Below are 20,562 nucleotides of genomic sequence, written 5' to 3'. Positions count from 1 at the left end.
CCGCCGACGATCTCGGTCATACGGTCACACGGTCACGAGTTCCGGGTGCCAGCGCCGGGCCACCGACGGGTGGGCGCGGACCCAGCCCTTCAGCTCGTTGCGGCCGTACTCCGCGTGCAGCGGGTTGGCGTCGTCGTGGGCGAGGCCCGGCGCGGAGCGCAGGTAGTCGCCGGGAACCGTCTCCACCACCGCGTCCAGCCGCGGGTTGTAGAAGAACGGCACCGAGAACCGCTCCACCGCCCCCTGCGGGCTGACCACCCGGTGGTCGGTCGCCGTCAGATAGCCGTCGGTCGCGATCTCCAGCAGCTCGCCCAGGTTGACCACGAACGCGCCCGGCAGGGGAGGGACGTCCAGGAAGGCCCCGTCCCGGACCACCTGCAGCCCGCCCACCGTGTCCTGGAGCAGCAGGGTCAGGAAGCCGTAGTCCTTGTGGGCCCCGACCCCCTGGTCGGTGCCCGTCGGAGCGGAGCCGGGGTAGCGGATCAGCTTCGTGTGCAGGTGCGGCCGGTCCGCGAAGGCCGCGTCGAAGAAGTCCGAGGGGGCTCCGATCGAGGCGAGCAGCTCCTGGAGGAGGCGGTGGGCGACCGCCGCGAGCCGCGACTGCCAGCCCAGCACCGCGTCCCTCAGCTCGGGCAGCGCGGCGGGCCACTGGTTCGGCCCCTCCAGCCACAGGTACGCCGGGTCGTCCGGGCCCACCTCGGGCGCGGGCCGCTCCGCGCCCACGTCCAGCTGGTCGCGCCAGTCGGAGGCGCCGCCGGTCAGCTCGTGCCCGATGCGGGTGTAGCCGCGGAAGTGCGGGGAGTTCAGGTTGCTCACGGCCAGCCGGTCGGCCTCCGGGAGCGCGAAGAAGGCCCGGGTCAGCTCCAGGATGCGGGCGGTCTCGGCGGCACTGACCCCGTGCCCGGTGAGGTGCAGGAAGCCGCTGTCCCGGGCGGCCGCGTGCAGTCGCCCGCGGAAGGAGTCGCGCAGGGCGGGGTCGTCGGCCTGGGAGAGGTCCAGTACCGGGAGGGTGTGCTGAGCTCGGGCGCGAACCTGCACGACAGCCAGGCCCTTGAGCCCCTCGTCCGCGGCATACCGCCCATCCGATCCCGCCGCGGACGCCGCCGGCGCCGACCCGGCAAGCTGCACGCGGACAAGGCCTACGACCACGCCCACCTGCGACGGTGGTTACGTGAACGCGGAATCAGGCACCGCATCGCCCGCCGAGGCGTTGAATCCTCGCAGCGGCTGGGCCGCCACCGCTGGACCGTCGAACGCACCATGGCCTGGCTCTCCGGCTGCCGCCGCCTACACCGCCGCTTTGAACGCAAGGCAAAGCATTTTCTCGCCTTCGCCAGCATCGCCTGCACTCTCATCTGCTACCGCCGACTCACCAAATGAGATGACTTCTTAAGGTCGACTGCTATCTCGTCGCCTGGCCGGAGTGCGCCGAGGTCCTTGCGCATGCGGGCCTGGTCGGCGATGACGAAGGCGTCCTTGGCGTCCGTCTTGCCCTGGCCTCGGTAGGCGGCCGATGCCTGGTGAACGGCCAGGCCGGTGAGGTAGACCATCGGCTGGTCATGGCCGAGCAGGAGACCGATCAGCAGGGCGGCCCCGCCGTGGTTGATGTCGACCGCCCAGAGCACATCCTCGGAGAGAGCGGGTACGTCGCTGATCAGCTCGAGCAGCTCTGTCTCGTCGTTGAGGACACGCCGTGACAGCAGGCGTTCGCCTTCCGTGTCGATCACCACGCAGTGGTGATGTTCCTTGCCGATGTCCACGCCGGCCCAGATCTGGGGCACGGTCACCTCCGCCAGCTCGTCGTCCAACAGCAGTCCCGCAGACGACCTCGCCGACGTTGTCCTACACAGCGATCGAATCGCATTTCACAATTAGCGGTCGAGTCGTCGCGGGGCTCCGGGCGGCCAAGTCTTTGAGCCATCCAACGGCGACAAGCTCACAGCCATACCCAGAGCCCCTGGGGTCCGACGATCTTACGAATGACCGCCTCAGGCCCACGTCTGGAAGGTAGGACAAGCTCAGAGGGCGTTTCATCCCGTTGTTTCATCCCAGATTGCCGGGTTGAGGGTAGTTCATGCGCCGCGCCAGCTGGGGGTGGATTCGGCGGTGAGTCTGCGGGTCATGAGGTTGATCATTGCGAGGTGGATCATGGCTTCGGAGCGGTGGGGGCAAGCTTCGTAGTCGCGGGCCAGGCGGCGGTGGTTCATGAGCCATCCGAGCGTTCTCTCCATGGCCCAATCACACTGCACCTATGGATAGTCAGGAGTGCGGGACGGCACCGATAATCGGTCGTGAGGGCCTTCGGCGGTTGGTGGCCGTGGCCCGGCGGTTGGAAGGAAAGCTGGGCGGCGAGGGGAATGGGTCGTCATGTGCGACGACAGTGACGTTGGCCCCAGATAACGCTTCCGGCGGCGCCGGAGGGCGGGTGTGGGAAGTGCTGCCGGCAGTGAACCGGCAGGCGGTGGTTGGCCAGTTGACACGGCTGGCGAGCCGCCTGTTGTCCGTCGCGACATCGACGGATGAGCGGGACCGGCAATGAGTTCAGTGATGCCGTGGGAACGGTCCGGCAGCAAGATCGATGACCGCCACCTCCAGCGGCTGGCGCTGATCTACATCCGCCAGTCCACCCGACAGCAGGTGCTTGGCCACCAGGAGTCGGCCCGGTTGCAGTACGCCCTGGTGGACCGGGCGCTCGCGTTGGGTTGGCAGGCGGACCGGATCCTGGTGATCGACGAGGACCTGGGCAAGTCGGGGTCCAGCGCGGTCGCCCGCACCGGCTTCCAGCGTCTGGTCACCGAGATCGGGCTGGACCATGTCGGACTGGTGCTGGGCATCGAGATGTCCCGGCTGGCCCGCTCCGGCAAGGACTGGTACCAGCTGATCGAACTGTGCGCTATGTCGGGCGCGGTCCTGGCGGACACCGACGGCGTCTATGACCCGGCCGACTACAACGACCGGCTGCTGCTGGGACTCAAGGGCACGATGAGCGAGGCCGAACTCCACCTGATCAAGCAACGGATGTGGAGCGGGCGTCTGAACAAGGCCCGCCGCGGCGAGCTGGCCTTCGCCCTGCCCAGTGGCTACGTCCGACGCACCTCCGGTCAGGTGGCCCTTGACCCGGACGAGCAGGTCCAGACCGTGATCCGGCTCATATTCGCGCAGTTCGAGCGCCTGGGCACACTGCACGCAGTACTGCGCTACCTGGTCGAGAACGAGATCCAGTTGGGCATCCGCCTGCGCGAGGGGCCGGATAAGGGCACCCTGGAATGGCGACGACCGAACCGGATGACCCTGCAGACCCTGCTGCACAATCCCGCCTACGCCGGCATCTACGCCTATGGGCGGCGCCGGGTCGACCCGCGCCGCGAGGACCCGGCCCAGCACCGGACGGGTCGTCCGCTCCCGGGACGGATGGCACGTGATGATCCCCGATGTCCTGCCCGCCTACATCACCGTCGCCCAGTTCGAGGCCAACGAGGCGAAGCTGGCGGCCAACCGTGCCCGCGCCGAAGCCATGGGCGCGGTGCGGGACGGGCCCGCACTGGCCGCCGGACTGGTGCACTGCGGACGCTGCAACCGGCGCATGAGCGTGCGCTACCACACCCAACGCGGCATGGCCCTGCCCGAATACCTGTGCTCCCGCGACGTCGCCAACTACGGCGCGGACAAGACCTGCCAACTCCTCAACTCCGCCTGCGTGGACGCCTTCGTCGAACAGCAGGTCCTGGCCGCCTTGGGCGATGCCTCGCCAGGCTTTCAGCTTGTTGATCAGGCGCTCGACGGTGTTCCGCTCCTTGTAGAGGTCGGCGTCGTGGGTGACCGGCCGGCCCCTCTGCGGCCTTTGTTCTTCCGGTTGGATGCCTGGTCCTTCTTCTCCGGGATGACTGCCTTGATGCGGCGTTTGCGCAGGTAGGCGCGGTTGCCGCGGGACGAGTAGGCCTTGTCCCCGGCGACCGCGCCGGGCCGGGTGCGGGGACGGCCGACGGGCCCGCGGACCCGTACCTTCTTGAGCACGGGGATGAACTGCGGGCTGTCCGCGGCCTGCCCTGCGGTCAGGATCAGGGCCAGGGGCCGACAGCGGCGGTCGGCGGCCAGGTGGATCTTGCTGGTCTGTCCGCCTCGTGAGCGCCCGAGCAGAGCGGCGTTCAAGCGGAGCTTGCGCCGTCGCCGGACGCGCCGCCGTTCGGCCCGGCCGGGATCAGCGACGTCGCCGTGTCCGTCTTGTTCCGCCGCGCCGCCCCCTTTTGCCGGGCCGCCTCCGCCTCGACGGCGGCCTTTTCCAGAGCGTCCAAAACGTCCTCCTCCAGGCGCATTCCGGCCGCGTCGTGATGGGCGCGGACCGTCGTGGAGTCCACGCTGACCAGCGACATATCCACCCTGCCCCGCCCGGCCGCCTCGGCTATCAGCCCCTCCAGCAGCGCCTCGAAAACTCCGGCGTCCCGCCACTGCCTGAACCGGTTGTGCACGGTGGACCAGGCGCCGAACCGGCCCGGCATCTCCCGCCACTGCGCTCCCGTACGGAACTTCCAGATCACACCCTCGAACTGCTGCCGTAGCCGCTTTGGATACGGGCCGTACTCACCGACCGGCAGATACGGCTCGACGAACCCCCACTCGTCGTCCGTCAGTTGCACACGCGTCATGTGTACCGGACTACCGGATCTGCCCTCGAAGCGAGGGCAGATCCGGCAAACCGATCACGACTCAATACACGCCCTAGCAGGTGAGAAGCATACGAGGGCTGGCTGTCGCGTCGGCGGTGGCCGCCATCGCCGTCGTCTTGACGGCCGGCTGCGCGCAGACGGCGCAGTCCACGGACGCCAAGAGCGCAAGCACACCTCGGCCGGTGTCGTACGCGGCGGTCGGCGAGCTGCCGGAGACGCTGGCCGCGGACGGCACCACGATCGTGGTGGGCGACCCGGCAGCGGCAACCACGGTCCGGCTGTACGAGGATCCGCGCTGCCCGTACGTGGACGAGTTCGAGGCGGGCGGAGCGCCGGTGCTCCGCGCGATGACGCTGCGCCGCGAGGCCAAGACCGAGTACACCTTCGCGTCCTTCAGGGACGACCGGGTGGGCGGCGACGGATCGAAAAGGGCGGTCAACGCGCTGCGCGCAGCGCTCGACGCCGGCCTTTTCACCGAGTACCACACGGTGCTGATGGAGAACATGGCCAAGAGCGAGCGCGCGGGCGGGTACACCACGAATTCCCTGCTGTACCTGGCCGACCAGGTCCCCAGTCTGCGGAGCGAGGCCTTCGACTCCGCGGTGGCGACGATGAAGTACAACGACTTCGTCATGGCGTCGGAGAAGGCGTACGAGGCAGCCGGCGGCGATGACCCGCGCGGGCCCGGCACTCCCACGGTCGTCATCAACGGCACTCAGATCACCGGCGCCCGGTACGCCTGGCTCTTCGAGGAGAGGTCGTTCGGCCAGCTCCTGAAGTCCGCGCGGGGCTAGAACCTGTCTGACAAATAGCCAGTTGGTGGTTCTCGGAGCCAGAGGATGAATGAGGCCAGCACGAAGCGGGTGCGGTAGCGGGTGGCGAGTTTGTCGAAGCGCGTGGCGATGGCACGGAACTGCTTGAGACGGAGGAAGCAGTGTTCGACGACGTTACGGTCGCGGTCGGCGGTGCGGTCGAAGTTGGGCGGGCGGTGCCCGAGGGGCGAGCCGCTAATCGAGGCGCAACTGAACGCTTCCGAGGTGCTGGTCACTATGTATGAGCACGACTCGCCCGGTCGGTCGCGGTGCTGCCGGGTTGGCGCGGACCGTGCGCACCGAGCCACTCCTGAAGCTCCCGGTGGCGGAACTGGTAGGCCGATCCTGACACCCGGAGCAGGCCCGCTCCGTAGGCCCAGCGCAGGAACCGGCCCAGCCGCCAGGGGAGTTGTCCGCGCGCGCAGAGCAGGAACACCAGGTAGCGCCGGCCTGCCCCGGTGAGGAAGTACAAGCCGAGCAGGAGGCCGAGGACCAGGCACACGGCGACCGCCCCGGGCGTCAGTGTCCAGGAGTCGAGGCTGATTTGGACCACCTGGGTGAGCACCAGTCCACCGGACAGGACCATCATGGGGATGAGGCCGAACCCGACCAGCAGGTCGTGGCGGATCGCATGGTGCGGGTCGGCGCGGGGCTCAACGATCGTGCCTGCCGAACGGCCGTAGGTCAGCTTGCGCCATTTCTCCGCCCGGACCCACCGGCCGAAGTCGGTCGGCGTCGCGGACGTGCGCTCCCAGGTGACCGGACCTGTCAGAGCACTCAGTACACCGAAGAGGATTCCGGCCGGAAGACTCACGCCCGCGAAGATCGCGGTGCAGCCCACCAGGAGCGCCAGCTGTTTGAACGGGTCGAGGGAGAGCATCACCAGGTCGACGACGCCCCAGACCAGGGTCACGGCGACCGCGGCGAGGAAGCCGATCAGGAAGCCCGCCGTGCCCGCTCCGACGATGCGCCGTCCCATCAGCCGCAGTCCAGCGACGGTGCCCAGCCGCCCGAGCTGTGCGGCGCGCGGCACGACACGGCGCTTCCAGGCGCGCAGCCAGAGCAGCCCAGCGAGCAGCACGGTGTAGACCGTCCATACGTCGCTCTCCTTGGGCTCCGCAAGCTGCACCCACCCGCACAGGACCGCGACCCACAGCAGGACCAGCAGCAGCTCGGCGATCCGCACCCGCCGGGGCATAAGCTGCCAGAGCTCGTGCAGGTACAGGTCCGTCCCGGTCTTCGGCGCCCCGGCGGCCGGTCCGGCAGCCAGTACACCGAGCCAGCGGCGGGTGGCCTCGACCGGGTAGCGGTCGGGAGCGGTGGGGTGCGAGGCCGAGGCTGCGGAGAGGTAGAGCCCGAGCAGGTGATCACCCGCCTCCTCAGCGGAGGTGAAGGCGAGCAGGTCGGCCGGGTCGCGTCGGTAGGCGAGTTCGGCATCGCGCTGCTCGTAGACGGTGGCTGCCAGGTTCAGCCGCCATGGGGTGTTCAACACGGCGGCCAGGACGCCCGGTTCAGATTCCGCCAGGTGGCTGAGTACCGGTTGCCAGCGCTGGGGGGCGGCGGTGCGGTCGGTGAGGTAGGCCACCGCCTTGATGGCGGACACCGCCTCGATGCGGACGCGGGCCGCGTCCCGCACCCGCACCTGGCGTCGGGTCAGCCGTTCGTAGAGTTCGGTGCGGCAGGTGAGCACGGCCGGTGCGCTGCCCCGTGCGTCCTGGTAGGAGTTGAGCTCCTCCAGCACCTGGTAGGCGCGGCTGCGGGCGAGCGGGGTGTCGGCCGCGTCCATCTCGTCCAGGCCGTCGAGCACCGGAAGGATCCGGCGGCCCTTGACCAGGGCAACGGCCCGGCGTCGGGTGATGCCCTCGGCGGCGAAGCGGTCGGCCACCTGTTCGGCCAGCCACCGCTGGAGCGGGAGCCCCTGGCTCCAGCCCGCCAACGAGAAGCGCACCGGGACCGGATCGGCCCGGGACCGGGTCCGGTCCGAGAGCAGCGCCAGAACCAGGTGGATGGCCAGCAGGGTCTTACCGGCGCCCGGCTCGCCGGTGATCACCAGACGGGCCGGCCGGAGCGCCAGGTAGAACGCCTGGGCATCGCGCAGGTTCCCCCGCTCTTGGGCGCCGGCCGCGTTGTTGGCCAGCTCGGGGACGCACCGGAACACCAGGTCGATCCGGTGTCCGCCGGGTCCCAGCAGTCGGGAGGCGTGTTCGGTCTCGTCGGCGAGGACCTGGCTGGCAATCCGGGCCGCTGCCTCGTCGGTCCAGTTGTCACCGGTGCCGGTGCCGGTGCCGCCGCCTCCCGGCGACGTGCTGTCAGGGTGGGGCACTCCGGCCGGTCCGGTGCCGTCGGCGACCGGGGCCACCGGAGGCGGCACCATCACGGTGATGTTCGCGTGCAGTTCGAGGAGCCGGTCCCGGTTCAGCTTGAGACAGTCGGCCAGCTTCGCGACCGTGATCGCGCTGGGAGGCGGGGCACTCATGCTGAACGCCTGGATCACGGTGGTCTTACCCAGTCCGGTCCGGGCCACCAACTGGGTCTTCGTCAGCTTGTGGGTCGCCCGCCCCCGCTCCAGTAACTGGCGTAGCAGGACGAGTGCGTCACGTCCGGTCGCCGTGGCGGTGTCGTCGGCGGCCTCGGAGTCGTCCTGCTGAGCCACGTCGCCCCCGGCACACGGTCCGCTTCGGTTCAGGAAGGTTCAGCCGAACCACGGCGAACCCTTTCGAGAGCAGTGTCCACCCTGTCAGCACCCAGCACCAGGAAATGGGGACTCCTCATGAACACTTCGACCAAGGTGGCCGTCACCCTGCTCGCAGCGGCCAACGTCGTAGTCATCGCGCTGATGGTGGGCTGGGCGGCGGGTCACCTGGCCCACCGGGACGGGGCTGGCCACTCGCAGGCGATCGGCCGGGCGGCGATCGCCTTCGGCGGCACCCTTACCCTCGCCGCGACCCTCACGCTGACGATCCTCCAAATGCTCGAGTGACCCGGGCCCTGTGCGGTTACGTTCTTGGACGGGACACCGTGCTGACGATCCCTCTCGTTGCGTGACGCTCTGCGGTGCGCAGCTAGGACCTGTCTGATAATTCGCGGCGGATCGGGCCAGACCTGACTCGAATGGTCGGACAGGCCCTAGGGTGATCACCCATGAGACGAGGGTGGGCGCTCACCATGGCCACGGCTGGTGCCGTAGTCCTGGCCGGGAGCGGATTCGTGGTGGGGGACCGGACGGGTAGCCGGGACGAGCCGTCCTGCGCAGAGGTCCGGCAAGCAGCTGAGGATCTCTTCGGCCAGTGGTCGAAGCTGGATTCGGACGACGGGGTGAGGTCGGTCAAGGTCAGAGCGGCGGCCGACATCGTGCTGACGCACGGGGACTGCTTCAACTTCGTGACTCGGTCCGCAGCGCGGGCCGCGGTGCAGCAGCTCGACGTGAGCGGCGCCGCGACCCCAGCACAGCTCGCGGCGGGCCTTGTAGCCTGCGAGGCGGTCGTCAAGGATGTGTCGTCCTGCCGGACCAGGCCCTAGTAGTGCTTTGTTACGTGTTGTTGTAGGCCTGTCTTGGGATGGGTTGTCGGCAGGTGGGGCAGGTGCCGGTCCAGGTGGCGATGAGGTGGTGGAGGAGGTCCAGGGCCTGGTAGAGGGGCAGGCCCTGGCAGGGACTTTTGGGGTCCTCCGCTGTTCGGTGAGGAAGAGGTGGGCGGCGGTGACGAGGGTGACGTGGCGGTGCCAGCCGGTGAAGGAGCGGCCCTCGAAGTGGTCCAGGCCCAGGACGGTCTTCAGTTCGCGGTAGTCGTGCTCAATCCGCCAGCGGGTCTTGGCGAGACGTACCAGGTCCTTGGCGGGAATGTCGGCGGGCAGGTTCGAGATCCAGTACTTCACCGGTTCCCTCTCGCCTTCGGGCCACTGCGCGATCAGCCAGGTGAGGGGGATCGTCCCGTCGGCGGCGGGTTTGGGCCGGCGGCCCGCGAGGCGGACTCGCAGGAGCACGAAGTGCGAGCTCATCGCCGCTTTCGATCCCTTGCGCCAGGTCAGCGTGTGTCCCGCCCGTCGGCCGGCGGCCAGCACATGGTCGCGCAAGGAGACCGGCCTGGTGCGGTAACGGGGCAGCGGCCTGGGCCCCAGTCCGCCGTATGCGGGCTGGTGTGGTTCGGCCTCCTCGCCGTGGGCGGTCATCTCGACTTTCACCTGCAGGATGTAGGCCAGTCCCCGGTCTTCGAGGCCGTGGCGGAAGTCCGCGTTCGCGCCGTAGCCGGTGTCCGCGACCAGTGCGGCGGGCCGCAGAGCGATGCCGTCGAGTTCATCGAGCATGTCCAGCGCGAGCTGCCACTTGGCGCGGTGGTGCTCGGTATCGGGAATCTTGCAGGCTCGCCTGCGGGCCTCGGCTTCCGGGCTGTCCCAGCTCGCAGGTAGGAACAGGCGCCAGGACAGCGGGCAGGAGGCCGTGTCCGTGGCGGCGTGGACGCTGACGCCGATCTGACAGTTGCCGACCTTGCCCAGGGTGCCCGAGTACTGGCGGGCCACCCCGGGCGAGGCGGTGCCGTCCTTGGGGAAGCCGGTGTCGTCCACGACCCACACCTCGGGCCGCACCGCGGCCACGGCCCGCCATGCGAGCCGGGCTCTCACGTCCTCGACCGGCCAGGGCGAGGACGTCATGAACTGCTGCAACCGCTGGTGATCGATGCCGAGGCGTTCGGCCATCGGCTGCATCGACTTCCGCCGGCCGTCCAGCAACAGCCCCCGCACATAGAGCAAGCCCTTCTCACGCTGGTCCCGCCGCACCAGCGGCGCGAACACCTCGGAGGCGAACTCCTCTAACCGGACCCGAACCGCAGCAAGCTCCCCAGCCCTCATACCAACCAGCGAACTACCAGACACCCAACGTGACAAGACCAGCTAACAAAGCACTACTAGCCGGCGCCGAGCCGGTACAGCAGCACGGGTCCGTCACCGGATTCGGTGGCGGCCCCGCTGCTGTACCGGGCGCGCGGTGGGGCGCGGCAGGACCCCGGGGCCGGTCAGGCGGTCCGCGGTCTCTGCTCCTTCGGGCTGGTCAAGGTTTTGTGTGCTGGGCAGGCGTCGCAGGCGCTGGCGATGGGTCGCGTGCCACCACCCATCGGGCTTGCTCGGTGGTGAACGTCCCGCCGATGGTCCCTTCGATCGCCCGGCAGTCCGGCTGATGGATGCGCATTCCGGGATCGCATCCGGGTGCTCCGGCGGGGTGCGGTACGCGCTCGCAGATCCATCCGGCCGCGCCCGGGCCCGGGAGGCGTGGGAGCGGGCCGCCTGCGCCGAGAGACGGCGTACGAGAGCATGCCTAGTCTCGTGGGCTGGGAGATGTGTAAAAGGGACAGAGGGTGGGCCGGCTGCGCGCCGGGGCGGCGCGGACGGCGGTGGGGGAGGCGGCCCCCGGCCGTGGGCCGCGGACCGGGGAGGAGGGCGGGCCGGAGCCGGGGCTGTCGCTGGTGGTGGTCGCGCCCCGGGACGGGCTGCACGCCTGGGCCCCCGACCCGCAGGCCGCGGCCGACTGGATCGCCACCGGCACCCCCCATCTGTACGCGGGGGTGCTGGAGGGGACCGGGCTGGTGGGGCCGCTGGTGCTCCCCGGAGCCACGGCCTGCGCCGGGTGCATGGAGCGCGACCGGGTGGAGCGGGATCCGGCCTGGCCGCGGATGCTGGTCCAGTGGCGCTCGGCCCACCGCCGCCGGAGCGTCGGCGCCTGCGATCTGGGCCTGTCCACGGCGGTGGCCGGGCTGGCCGCGGCCCACGCGCTGTCCTTCCTCGACGGGGAGCTGCCCGCCTCCACGGCCACCCGCTGGGAGGCCTCCCTGCCCGCCCTGCACTGGCAGCCGAACCCGGTGCTCCTCCACCCCGACTGCCCGTGCGGCGCGAGCGGAGGCCCGGAGTCTGTCGGGATGGAGTCGACCGCGGGAGCACCGCTCGGCACGACTGTGGGATCGGGCTCCGGGACGCGGAGGGGGCCATGACAGGATTGCTCGTGACCGAGGTGCCGTCCAAGGCCGTCGGGGCTCTCCCGAAGCGCCGCTCGCGGCTCAGCTGTCTGGGAACTGGAGGGGCGTATGTCTGATCTTCCCCGGAAGGCGGTCACCCGTACCGTCAAGCTGGCCGCGCTGCCGCTCGGCATCGCCGGGCGGGCCACGTGGGGGCTCGGCAAGCGGATCGGGGGCAAGTCGGCGGAGATCGTGGCGCGCGAGCTCCAGCAGCGCACCGCCGAGCAGTTGTTCCGCGTGCTGGGCGAGCTGAAGGGGGGCGCCATGAAGTTCGGGCAGGCGCTCTCGGTCTTCGAGTCGGCCTTGCCCGAGGAGGTCGCCGGCCCCTACCGTGCGGCGCTGACCAAACTGCAGGAGGCGGCCCCGCCGCTGCCCGCGGCGACCGTCCACCAGGTGCTGGCGGAGCGGCTGGGCGCGGACTGGCGGGAGCTGTTCGAGGAGTTCGAGGACAAGCCGTCCGCGGCGGCCTCGATCGGGCAGGTGCACCGGGCGGTGTGGCACGACGGCCGGCAGGTGGCGGTCAAGGTGCAGTACCCGGGGGCCGGCGAGGCGCTGCTGTCGGACCTGAAGCAGCTGGGCCGGTTCGCGGGGCTGCTGGGTCCGCTGATCCCGGGCATGGACATCAAGCCGCTCATCAAGGAGTTGCGCGACCGGGTCTCGGAGGAGCTGGACTACGAGCTCGAGGCCGAGGCGCAGCGGACGCACGCGGACGCCTTCGACGGCGACGAGGACGTGCTCGTGCCGGACGTCGTGCACCAGGGCGACCAGGTGCTGGTGACGGAGTGGATGGAAGGGACCCCGCTGTCGGAGGTCATAGCCGACGGCACCCCACAGGAGCGCGACCGCGCCGGGCAGCTGCTGGCCCGGTTCCTCTTCTCCGGCCCCGCCCGCACCGGTCTGCTGCACGCCGATCCGCACCCCGGCAACTTCCGGCTGGTGTCCGGGGCGGACGGCCGGACCCGGCTGGGCGTACTGGACTTCGGGACGGTCGACCGGCTGCCGGGCGGCTGGCCCAAGTCGATCGGCACCTCGCTGCGGCTGGGACTGGACGGTGACGCCGAGGGGGTCTACGGGCACCTGCGCGGCGAGGGGTTCGTGCGCGAGTCCATCAAGCTGGATCCCGACGCGGTGCTCGACTACCTGAAGCCGATGCTCGAGCCCGCCGAGGCCGAGGAGTTCACCTTCACCCGGCCGTGGCTGCGCGGCCAGGCGGCGCGGATCGCCGATCCCCGCTCCCCCGCCCACCAGTTGGGGCGCCAGATCAACCTGCCGCCCTCGTACCTGCTGATCCACCGGGTGACGCTGAGCACGATCGGCGTGCTGTGCCAGCTGGGTGCGACGGTCCGGCTCCGCGACGAACTGGACTCCTGGCTGCCCGGGTTCCGGCCCGTGGAGGACTGAGCGGACCGGCCGCGTCTTCCTCGGGGGGCGCGGCCGGCACTCACCACCAGGCGGAGTCGAGCCGGCTCTCGATGGCGCGGAGGTTGGCGCGCGCGCAGTCGACGCAGAAGTACTGTCTGGTCCCGTTCTCCACGGAGCAGGTCCAGGTGGGTGGGGCGCCGGCCGGGGCCTGGGCGCCGCAGCGCGCACAGTCGACGGGCGGGGCCTCGGTTCCCGGCGGGGCCGGGCGGGGCTTCGGCTGGTCCACCTCCAGACGATATCCCCGCCGGGGCGGGAGGCGGTCCGCAACGCACCGGGGGGACCGGTCCGTTCGGACCGGTCCCCCCGGGTGTCTCAGCGGGAGCGGACGCTCCCTGCTGCCTGTGGCGCTGCTTCCTTTGCGCTCTTAGTGCATGACGGCCATGGCCAGCGCGCGCCGGGCGCGCAGCGAGACGCGCTCGGCTCGCTTCTGCATGCGCCGCGCGGCGACCACGCGCAGGGCGCGACGCTCGCCGTCGACCTCACGCATACGGTCGGCCATATGGGCACGAGCCATGGCTTCTGGGATGAGTTGCATTTCGCGGGTCCTGTTCTGGCGCGAGGTGATCGCGCCGGCGGTGATGAAGTCTGCGGTGGCGGAGCCGTGCGGCTGCTCGCTCGTGGTGGCGTGGGGGGACATGAGGGCCTGCTTCAGGGGGTCGCGCGTGAGGGGGCGGTCGATGGTTCCGTTGGCGGTCATGCCGCGACAACCGGGTTCTTGCGCGGACGGCCACGGGGACGCTTCCGGGCTACGACGACACCCTGGACGAAGAGCTCGCCACCCCAGACACCCCAGGGCTCGCGGCGCTCGAGCGCACCGGCGAGGCAGGCCTCGACCAGCGGGCAGGTGCCGCAGAGGGACTTCGCGTACTCGACGTCCGCCGGGGACTCGGCGAAGAAGACCTCGGGGTCGTAGGTGCGACAGGCGACGGGTACGCCGAGGTTCTCGATGGCGTCGTCGAGCGCGGTCAGCGCGGTGAGGGGAGTCAAGGTGGAGTCCTCCGGGACTGCGGGCGGGGAGAGGGTCTGGGACTTCGGTACGGACGGGGCGTGCGCTTCGAGTTGCACGGTGGTTTCTTCCTCGTCTTTTGCGTCTGGTCGTTCCGGCCGGTCGGCCGGGGCTGCTGGTCTACCTCGTCACACCGACTGACTTGCCAGTCCCGAGGCCCCTTCGCTCCGTCGCCCCCTGTTCGGGGACAAACAGAAGGGCCGCGGATCCCGGGTGGGGTTCCGCGGCCCTGAAGGCGCCGGTCTGATCATGCGATCAGACTGGATCACTCCAGGGTTCAAGCCCGCGGTGGGCCCACATCAGGTGGTGCTGCTTCTTCGTCTGCTTCGTCTTGGATCCGGCACCGGCTGCGGCCGCAAAGCCATAGGCGCCATGCGCCTGCGCTTCTGCTGCCAGTACTGCCACCGGTGCCTGCGCCGGTCGCTCATTGCGCTCACTGACCAGCAGCGCCACGGGGGCGGCGATCAGGGCGGGGCTGCCGGCGCAGATCGCGGACAGACCGGTACCCCTGAGGGCAGCAAGCGTGGAGGAGCCGAGCGTGCAGGAAGCGGCAACCGAGCGATCGGTCATTTTGGTGGTGGTGATGAAGCTGGTCACTGGTCTCGCCTCCTCTCGGCGTCTCGGGGACCCGGCCCGGAGGCCTGGTCCCATGCGTATTCGGATAAGTACAGCACGGATCCGGGGCTTCGGAGAAGCCACCGTTTCCGTTGCTAAGAACCTATGGGGATTCGCTGGGCATGTGCAAACTATTTTTCCGACGAGTTTCTACGCGCCGTCAGGATCCGCCCCCTCCGGCTCCCCACCTGCGCAGATGGCCAGCACATCGGCTCCGTACCGCTCGAGCTTGCGCGCACCCACTCCGGAGATCATCGCGAGCTCCCCCGGCTCGGCGGGCGTGGCCTCCGCGATCGCCATCAGCGTCTTGTCCGTGAAGACGCAGTAGCCGGGCATGCCCTGTTCCTTCGCCTGGACGGCGCGCCAGTCGCGCAGCCGCTCGTAGAGCCCTTCGTCCATGTCCGACGGGCAGTCCTCGCAGCGCATCAGCTTCAGCTCGCCGGCTTCGGTCAGCGTCTTGCCGCAGACCCGGCACAGGACCGGGCCGCGGCGGCCGCGCTTGCGGGCCGGTCCCGTGCCGGCGGGCCCGCCCGCGCCGCCCGCCGCGGTTCCCGGGGCCACGGAGCCCGGCCGCAGGCCGTTCAGGAAGCGGCTGGGCCGTCGGGACCCCCGGCCGCCCGGAGCCCGGGAGAGGGCCCAGGAGAGCGTCAGGTGGTGCCGGGCCCGGGTGACGCCGACGTAGAGCAGCCGGCGCTCCTCCTCGATCTGCTCGTCGGTCTTGGCGTAAGTGATCGGCATCATGCCGTCGGTCAGGCCGGCGAGGAACACCGCGTCCCACTCCAGGCCCTTCGCCGCGTGCAGCGAGGCGAGGGTGACGCCCTGGACGGTCGGCGCGTGCTGGGCGGCCTTGCGCTCATCGAGCTCGGCGGTCAGGTCGGACAGGTTGGCGCCGGGCCGGGCGCGGGCGAAGTCCTCGGCGAGCCGGACCAGCGCGGCCAGCGATTCCCACTGGTCGCGCACGGCGCCGGAGCCGGCGGGCGGCTCGCCCGTCCAGCCCGTCGAGCTGAGCACGGCCCGGACTTGGGAGCCGAGCTCCACGACGTCGTCGAGCAGGGGGTCGTTGCCGCCGGAGCGGGCGGCTCCGCGCAGCGCGAGGATCGCCTTCTGCACCTCGCCTCGCTCGAAGAAGCGCTCGGCGCCGCGCAGCTGGTAGGGGACCGAGGCATCGGCGAGGGCCTGCTCGTAGACCTCGGACTGGGCGTTGATGCGGTAGAGCACGGCGATCTCGCCGGCCGGGACGCCGGCGGCGATGAGGTCGCGGATCCGGCGGGCGACGCCCTCGGCCTCGGCGGGCTCGTCGGGGTACTCGGCGTAGACCGGGTCGGGGCCGGGCTCGCGCTGGGAGACCAGTTCGAGGCGGTGCTCGGCCGCGCGCCCCCTGGCCTGGTTCAGCAGGCCGTTGGCGAGGTGCACGACCTGCGGGGTGGAGCGGTAGTCGCGCACCAGCTTGACCACGGTGGCCTGCGGGTACTTGGTGCGGAAGTTCAGCAGGTGGTCGGGGGTGGCGCCGGTGAAGGAGTAGATGGTCTGGCTGGCGTCGCCGACGACGCAGAGGCTGTCGCGCTCGCCGAGCCAGAGGTCGAGCAGGCGCTGCTGGAGCGGGCTGACGTCCTGGTACTCATCGACCACGAAGTGCTGGTACTGGGTGCGGATCTGCTCGGCGATGTCGTGGCGGTCCTGCAGGATGCCGACGGTGAGGAGCAGCACGTCCTCGAAGTCGATCATGCCGCGGTCACGCTTGAGCTGTTCGTACATCCCGTAGATCTGGGCGATCTCGGCCAGGTCCCGGGGGGCCTCGCGGCCCGATTTGACGGCGGCCGCCGGATAGTCCGCGGGCACTGTTTGAGTGACCTTCGCCCACTCGATCTCGCCCGTGACGTCGCGCAGCTCGTTCCGGTCGAGGCGGACGCGGCAGCGGGCGCCGGCCTCCGCGACGAACTGGATCTTGCGCTCCAGCAGCCGGGGCACATCGCCGCCGACCGCCCTGGGCCAGAAGAACTGGAGCTGGCGCAGCGCGGCGGAGTGGAAGGTGCGCGCCTGCACCCCGCCGGCGCCGAGCTCGCGCAGGCGGCCGCGCATCTCTCCGGCGGCGCGGTTGGTGAAGGTGACGGCCAGCACGCTCGCCGGCATCAGCTGCCCCGAGCGGACCCCGTAGGCGATGCGGTGGGTGATCGCCCGGGTCTTGCCGGTGCCCGCTCCGGCCAGCACGCACACCGGCCCGCGCAGGGTCGTCGCGACCTCGCGCTGCTCCGGGTCCAGGCCCAGGAGCACCGCGTCGGCCGAGTCGGCGCCGGCCGTGAAGGATGAGGAGTGCGTTGCTGATGTCACCCCGCCATGCTGCCAGGTCTCGTGGGGAGGGCGGGAAACTCGTCCACAGGCTCGCGGGTGCGGTCGTATTTACGGACCGGGAGCGGCCCGCTCACGGACGAGGGGCCGCGCGGGGGAATGGCGGCGCGGTCCCGTGCGTTCGAGTACTCGGACCAACGAGCCTTCACAGAGGAGAGCGCAGCATGCAGGACACGGGCACGGTCACGATGTACAGCACGACCTGGTGCGGCTACTGCCGCCGGCTCAAGAGCCAGATGGACCGCGAGGGCATCGCCTACACCGAGATCAACATCGAGCTCGACCCGGCGTCCGCGGCGTTCGTGGAGAAGGCGAACGGCGGCAACCAGACGGTTCCCACCGTGCTCGTGACGTCCTCCGCGGGCAGCGAGTCGGTCATGACCAACCCGTCGCTGGCCCAGGTCAAGCAGGCCCTCGCCGTCTGACCGGCGCCCGCCCCGCCGCGCGCACAGGAAAGGCCCCCGCCTCGGCGGGGGCCTTCTGCTGTGACGAACGTTACGCCGTGGGCCTCGGCAGCGGCTCGCCGTACCAGAGCTCGACCAGCCGGGCCGCGATGGAGATGCCCGCCGGCGGGAGCACCTCGCCCGCCTCGATCGCCGCGCGCAGGTCCTCGCGGGAGAACCAGCGGGCCTCCTGGATCTCCTCGCCGTCGACGTTGATCTCGGAGGTGGTGGCGCGGGCCGTGAAGCCCAGCATCAGGCTGTACGGGAACGGCCAGGGCTGGCTGGCGACGTAGTCGACCTCGCCGACCTTGACGCCCGCCTCCTCCCACACCTCGCGGATGACGGACTGCTCGATGGACTCGCCCGGCTCCACGAACCCGGCCAGCGTCGAGAAGCGCCCCTCCGGCCAGTGCACCTGGCGGCCCAGCAGCGCCCGGTCCTGCTCGTCCGTGACCAGCATGATCACGGCCGGATCGGTGCGCGGGTAGTGCTCGGCGCCGCAGCCCGGGCAGCGGCGGATGTGCCCGGCGGCCGCGACCACCGTGCGCTCGCCGCAGCGCGAGCAGAAGCGGTGCATGCGCTGCCAGTTCTCCAGCGCCACCGCGTGCACCATCAGCCCGGCGTCCCGCGGGGAGAGCAGCATGCCGGCCTCGCGCAGGCCCGCCGGGCGGGCCGACTGGTCCATGCGGCCGGGCAGCGAGTCCTTCTGGAGCGCGAAGTACCGTACGCCGTCCTCGTCGGTGCCCAGGAAGTACCGGTGGGTCTCGGTGACCGGGGCTTCGAAGGCCGGGGTCATCAGGATGCCGGTGCCGCCGTCGGGGGTGTCGTCGACCAGGACCTGGCCGCCCGAGACGACGAAGACGCGGGTGCTCGGGTGGCTCCAGGCGGCGGCGAGCCACGCCTCGTCGAGGCGGTGGTGCGCGGCCCGGTCGATTCCGCTGGGCGCGGCCAGCGAGATCGGGCGCTCGTGCTCGGTATGGGTGCTCACAGGTACTTCCAACTCCCCCGGTGGCGGGACACGGGCAGGCTCAGCAGGACGGTGTGCGGCGGGCGGTGACGGCGGCGGATCAGGCGGTGACGGCGGCTCCAGCGGGCCCGGCGGGTCCGGCGGGCTTCCAGTGGGCGGCCAGGTCGCCCCAGAGGTACGCCGTCGTCTCCACCCCCTTGGCGAGCAGGTCGAGCTCCACCTTCTCGTTCGGCGCGTGCCAGCCGTCGGAGGGCACGGAGATCCCGAGGAAGAGTACGGGTGCGGCCAGCACGTCCTGGAGGTCCGCCGCCGGACCCGAACCGCCCTCGCGGGTAAAGCGGATCTTCTGCCCGAAGGCCCGGCCCATGGCCCGGACGACCGACTGCAGCGCCGGGTGGTCCAGCGGGGTCAGGCACGGCCGGGTGGGGGCGCCGAAAGTGATGGAGTGCCGGATTCCGGCGGGGACGCGCTCCGCGACCCAGCCCGCGACGGCGGCCTCGATCGCGTACGGGTCCTGCCCTGAGACCAGGCGGAACGACAGCTTCAGGTGCGCGGAGGCGGGCACGATGGTCTTGCCGCCGGGACCCTGGTAACCGCCGCCGATGCCGTTGACCTCGGCGGTCGGGCGGGCCCAGACGCGCTCCAGCGTGGAGTAGCCCGCCTCGCCGGCGGCCGCGTACGACTTGGCCGTGCGCAGCCACTCGCCCTCGTCGAAGGGCAGCTCGGCGATCAGCTCGCGCTCGGCGTCCGTGAGCTCGGCGATGCCGTCGTAGAAGCCGGGGACCGTGACCCGCTCGTCCGCGTCGTGCAGGGCCGCGACGAGGCGGGCCGCGACGGTGGCCGGGTTCGGCACGGCGCCGCCGAAGGCGCCCGAATGGATGTCCTGGTCCGGGCCGTACAGGTCGATCTCGCAGTCGGCGACGCCGCGCATGCCGGTGCAGACGGTGGGGGTGGTCTCGGACCACATCCCGGTGTCGGAGACGATCACGATGTCGGCGGCGAGGCGCCGGGCCTCGCGCTCGACCAGGGCGCGGAAGTGCGGGGAGCCGGACTCCTCCTCGCCCTCGACGATGAGCTTGAGGTGCACGGCGGGGGCTGCTGCGCCGGTCGCGGCCAGGTGCGCGCGCACGCCGAGGGTGTGGAAGAACACCTGGCCCTTGTCGTCGGCGGCGCCGCGCCCGTACATCCGGCCGTCCTTGACGACCGGTTCGAATGGGTCGGTGTGCCAGCCGTCGGCGAGGGCGGCGGGCTGCACGTCGTGGTGCCCGTAGACCAGGACGGTGGGCGCGGCGGGGTCGTCGCTGGGCCAGTGCGCGAAGACGGCGGGCGCTCCGGGGGCGTCCGCGGTGCCCGTCCGCCAGACCTCGGTGACCGGGAAACCGGTCTCCTTGAGCTTCGCCGCCAGCCAGTCGGCGCTGCGCCGTACGTCGTCCGCGTGCTCGGGCTGGGCCGAGACCGAAGGGATGCGGAGCCACTCGGCGAGGTCGTCGAGGAAGGCGGCGCGGTGCGTGTCGATGTACGTGCGGACGACGCTGTCCGCCGGGGTGTCGCTCATGGACACGAGCCTAGCCTTCTGTTCGGAGGTCGCTTTCCGTGTCCGTTTTGCCTTGGAGGATCTGCTCAAGACGCGCGCGGCCGGGGAGGTTGCGGGGGCGGACGACGCGGCCGCTGCGCACGTGCAGGAAGGCGGCGGTGACCTCGGCGAGGGGGGTGTTCGTGGCCTCCGCCCAGGCCAGGCGGTAGACGGCGAGCTGGAGGGGGTCCGCCTCGGCCGTCCGGCCGGTCTTCCAGTCGACGATCTCGTACGTGCCGTCGGGGCCGCGGTACACGGCGTCGATCCGGCCGCGGATCACCCGGCCCGCGAGGGTCAGCTGGACGGGGACCTCCATGCGGTACGGGGTGCGGTCGGCGTACTCGCTGCGCTCGAAGGCGGCCTTGAGGGAGTCCAGGTCGGCCTCGTCGGCGATGTCCTGGCCGGATTCCGCGCCGGCGCCGGGCAGCTCGGTCGCGGGGTCGAGGACATCGAGGAGCGGGAGGGGGAGCTCGTCGAAGCGGGACTCCACCCAGGCGTGGAAGCGGGTGCCCTGGCGCGCGGCGGGCTGCGGGGGCTTGGGCATGGGGCGGGCGAGGCCGCGGACGAAGCCCTGCTCGTCGGCGGCGAGGGGTATCACCTGGCTGGCGCAGAGCGCGGCGGGCAGCCCGACCGCGCGGACGGCGGCCCTGGCCCGGCGGGCCCCGGAGATGTGTATCAGGGACCGCCGCCCGCCCCGTACGCCACACTGGGC

Annotated in this window: 13 protein-coding genes and 10 pseudogenes; 8 read left to right on the top strand and 15 right to left on the bottom strand. The window is 71.0% G+C overall.

The genetic code is table 11. The annotated features are described in order from the left end of the window. Positions 1 to 24: 24 nt before the first annotated feature. Positions 25 to 1,038, bottom strand: a complete 1,014-nt coding sequence (locus tag DRB96_RS34265; RefSeq protein WP_112451940.1) for a 2-oxoglutarate and iron-dependent oxygenase domain-containing protein — start codon at positions 1,036 to 1,038, stop codon at positions 25 to 27. Between DRB96_RS34265 and DRB96_RS34260 the strand changes: the two are divergent. Continuing rightward, positions 1,021 to 1,380: pseudogene (locus tag DRB96_RS34260) on the top strand (transposase); the annotation flags it as partial. The gene DRB96_RS34265 and the pseudogene DRB96_RS34260 overlap by 18 nt on opposite strands. A gap of 8 nt (positions 1,381 to 1,388) precedes the next feature. Here DRB96_RS34260 and DRB96_RS34255 read toward each other — a convergent pair. Together DRB96_RS34255 and DRB96_RS34250 are read right to left on the bottom strand one after the other, a co-directional pair. After that, a pseudogene (locus tag DRB96_RS34255) lies at positions 1,389 to 1,781 on the bottom strand (IS110 family transposase); the annotation flags it as partial. A gap of 291 nt (positions 1,782 to 2,072) precedes the next feature. Beyond that, positions 2,073 to 2,231, bottom strand: a pseudogene (locus DRB96_RS34250) (IS5/IS1182 family transposase); the annotation flags it as partial. Between the two features lie 304 nt (positions 2,232 to 2,535). On the opposite strand from DRB96_RS34250, the pseudogene DRB96_RS45320 reads away from it, so the two are divergent. Together DRB96_RS45320 and DRB96_RS46400 are read left to right on the top strand one after the other, a co-directional pair. Next, positions 2,536 to 3,306 (top strand): annotated as a pseudogene (locus DRB96_RS45320) (recombinase family protein); the annotation flags it as partial. A gap of 31 nt (positions 3,307 to 3,337) precedes the next feature. Further along, positions 3,338 to 3,664 (top strand): annotated as a pseudogene (locus tag DRB96_RS46400) (zinc ribbon domain-containing protein); the annotation flags it as partial. A gap of 72 nt (positions 3,665 to 3,736) precedes the next feature. Here DRB96_RS46400 and DRB96_RS34240 read toward each other — a convergent pair. Further along, positions 3,737 to 4,643: pseudogene (locus DRB96_RS34240) on the bottom strand (transposase); the annotation flags it as partial. Between the two features lie 80 nt (positions 4,644 to 4,723). Between DRB96_RS34240 and DRB96_RS34235 the strand changes: the two are divergent. Then, positions 4,724 to 5,458: a thioredoxin domain-containing protein gene (locus DRB96_RS34235; RefSeq protein ID WP_112451939.1), complete on the top strand. Its 735-nt coding sequence runs from the start codon at positions 4,724 to 4,726 to the stop codon at positions 5,456 to 5,458. Here the strand turns inward: DRB96_RS34235 and DRB96_RS34230 are convergent. Beyond that, positions 5,455 to 5,637: pseudogene (locus DRB96_RS34230) on the bottom strand (IS5/IS1182 family transposase); the annotation flags it as partial. The gene DRB96_RS34235 and the pseudogene DRB96_RS34230 sit on opposite strands and share 4 nt — an antisense overlap. A 74-nt stretch (positions 5,638 to 5,711) precedes the next feature. Then, the gene (locus DRB96_RS34225) at positions 5,712 to 8,129 is read right to left on the bottom strand and encodes an NACHT domain-containing protein (RefSeq protein ID WP_112451938.1); all 2,418 of its coding nucleotides are present in this window, start codon (positions 8,127 to 8,129) and stop codon (positions 5,712 to 5,714) included. A gap of 117 nt (positions 8,130 to 8,246) precedes the next feature. Here DRB96_RS34225 and DRB96_RS34220 point away from each other — a divergent pair, with 117 nt between their 5' ends. Next, the gene (locus DRB96_RS34220) at positions 8,247 to 8,456 is read left to right on the top strand and encodes a hypothetical protein (RefSeq protein WP_112451937.1); all 210 of its coding nucleotides are present in this window, start codon (positions 8,247 to 8,249) and stop codon (positions 8,454 to 8,456) included. A 659-nt stretch (positions 8,457 to 9,115) separates the two neighbouring features. On the opposite strand, the pseudogene DRB96_RS34215 reads toward DRB96_RS34220, so the two are convergent. Next, positions 9,116 to 10,321: pseudogene (locus tag DRB96_RS34215) on the bottom strand (IS701 family transposase); the annotation flags it as partial. A 524-nt stretch (positions 10,322 to 10,845) separates the two neighbouring features. Between DRB96_RS34215 and DRB96_RS34210 the strand changes: the two are divergent. Further along, positions 10,846 to 11,454 (top strand): annotated as a pseudogene (locus DRB96_RS34210) (ThiF family adenylyltransferase); the annotation flags it as partial. Between the two features lie 93 nt (positions 11,455 to 11,547). Further along, positions 11,548 to 12,879, top strand: coding sequence for an AarF/ABC1/UbiB kinase family protein (locus DRB96_RS34205; RefSeq protein ID WP_112451936.1), 1,332 nt, complete (start codon positions 11,548 to 11,550; stop codon positions 12,877 to 12,879). A gap of 40 nt (positions 12,880 to 12,919) precedes the next feature. Here DRB96_RS34205 and DRB96_RS34200 read toward each other — a convergent pair whose 3' ends face one another. The 5 genes from DRB96_RS34200 to DRB96_RS34180 all read right to left on the bottom strand — a co-directional run bounded on the left by DRB96_RS34200 (position 12,920) and on the right by DRB96_RS34180 (position 16,849). After that, positions 12,920 to 13,126, bottom strand: coding sequence for a hypothetical protein (locus DRB96_RS34200; RefSeq protein ID WP_112451935.1), 207 nt, complete (start codon positions 13,124 to 13,126; stop codon positions 12,920 to 12,922). Positions 13,127 to 13,264: 138 nt separating this feature from the next. Further along, on the bottom strand, positions 13,265 to 13,597 hold the full coding sequence (locus DRB96_RS34195) for a hypothetical protein (RefSeq protein ID WP_112451934.1): 333 nt from the start codon (positions 13,595 to 13,597) through the stop codon (positions 13,265 to 13,267). Continuing rightward, entirely contained in the window at positions 13,594 to 13,965 is a 372-nt protein-coding gene (locus DRB96_RS34190) for a WhiB family transcriptional regulator (RefSeq protein ID WP_112451933.1), read from the bottom strand. Before DRB96_RS34190 ends, DRB96_RS34195 begins: the two co-directional genes overlap by 4 nt. Before the next feature lie 196 nt (positions 13,966 to 14,161). After that, positions 14,162 to 14,503 carry a hypothetical protein gene (locus DRB96_RS34185; protein WP_112451932.1) on the bottom strand — a complete coding sequence of 114 codons (342 nt, stop codon included), beginning with the start codon at positions 14,501 to 14,503 and terminating at the stop codon, positions 14,162 to 14,164. A 168-nt stretch (positions 14,504 to 14,671) separates the two neighbouring features. Continuing rightward, complete coding sequence (locus DRB96_RS34180; RefSeq protein ID WP_204357885.1) at positions 14,672 to 16,849, bottom strand: ATP-dependent DNA helicase UvrD2; 2,178 nt, start codon at positions 16,847 to 16,849, stop codon at positions 14,672 to 14,674. A gap of 182 nt (positions 16,850 to 17,031) precedes the next feature. Here DRB96_RS34180 and DRB96_RS34175 point away from each other — a divergent pair, with 182 nt between their 5' ends. Continuing rightward, positions 17,032 to 17,292, top strand: coding sequence for a mycoredoxin (locus tag DRB96_RS34175; RefSeq protein ID WP_112451930.1), 261 nt, complete (start codon positions 17,032 to 17,034; stop codon positions 17,290 to 17,292). A gap of 70 nt (positions 17,293 to 17,362) precedes the next feature. Here DRB96_RS34175 and nudC read toward each other — a convergent pair whose 3' ends face one another. The 3 genes and pseudogenes from nudC to DRB96_RS34160 all read right to left on the bottom strand — a co-directional run. Continuing rightward, entirely contained in the window at positions 17,363 to 18,298 is a 936-nt protein-coding gene (nudC, locus tag DRB96_RS34170; RefSeq protein ID WP_112451929.1) for an NAD(+) diphosphatase, read from the bottom strand. A 79-nt stretch (positions 18,299 to 18,377) separates the two neighbouring features. Continuing rightward, a complete protein-coding gene (locus DRB96_RS34165; protein WP_204357883.1) occupies positions 18,378 to 19,832 on the bottom strand; it encodes a dipeptidase in 1,455 nt (484 codons plus the stop codon). Positions 19,833 to 19,842: 10 nt separating this feature from the next. Continuing rightward, positions 19,843 to 20,520, bottom strand: a pseudogene (locus DRB96_RS34160) (PD-(D/E)XK nuclease family protein); the annotation flags it as partial. Positions 20,521 to 20,562 lie beyond the last annotated feature (42 nt).

This window comes from Streptomyces sp. ICC1 (assembly GCF_003287935.1).
GTDB lineage: Bacteria > Actinomycetota > Actinomycetes > Streptomycetales > Streptomycetaceae > Streptomyces > Streptomyces tritrimontium.
This window is presented reverse-complemented; position numbering and strand designations above follow the sequence as displayed.

Excerpts from the sequence above, each read along its gene's own strand:
- DRB96_RS34220 (WP_112451937.1), top strand. The coding sequence starts at position 8,247 with ATGAACACTTCGACCAAGGTGGCCGTCACCCTGCTCGCAGCGGCCAAC.
- DRB96_RS34205 (WP_112451936.1), top strand. The coding sequence starts at position 11,548 with ATGTCTGATCTTCCCCGGAAGGCGGTCACCCGTACCGTCAAGCTGGCC.
- DRB96_RS34195 (WP_112451934.1), bottom strand. The coding sequence starts at position 13,597 with ATGACCGCCAACGGAACCATCGACCGCCCCCTCACGCGCGACCCCCTG.
- DRB96_RS34175 (WP_112451930.1), top strand. The coding sequence starts at position 17,032 with ATGCAGGACACGGGCACGGTCACGATGTACAGCACGACCTGGTGCGGC.
- DRB96_RS34165 (WP_204357883.1), bottom strand. The coding sequence starts at position 19,832 with ATGAGCGACACCCCGGCGGACAGCGTCGTCCGCACGTACATCGACACG.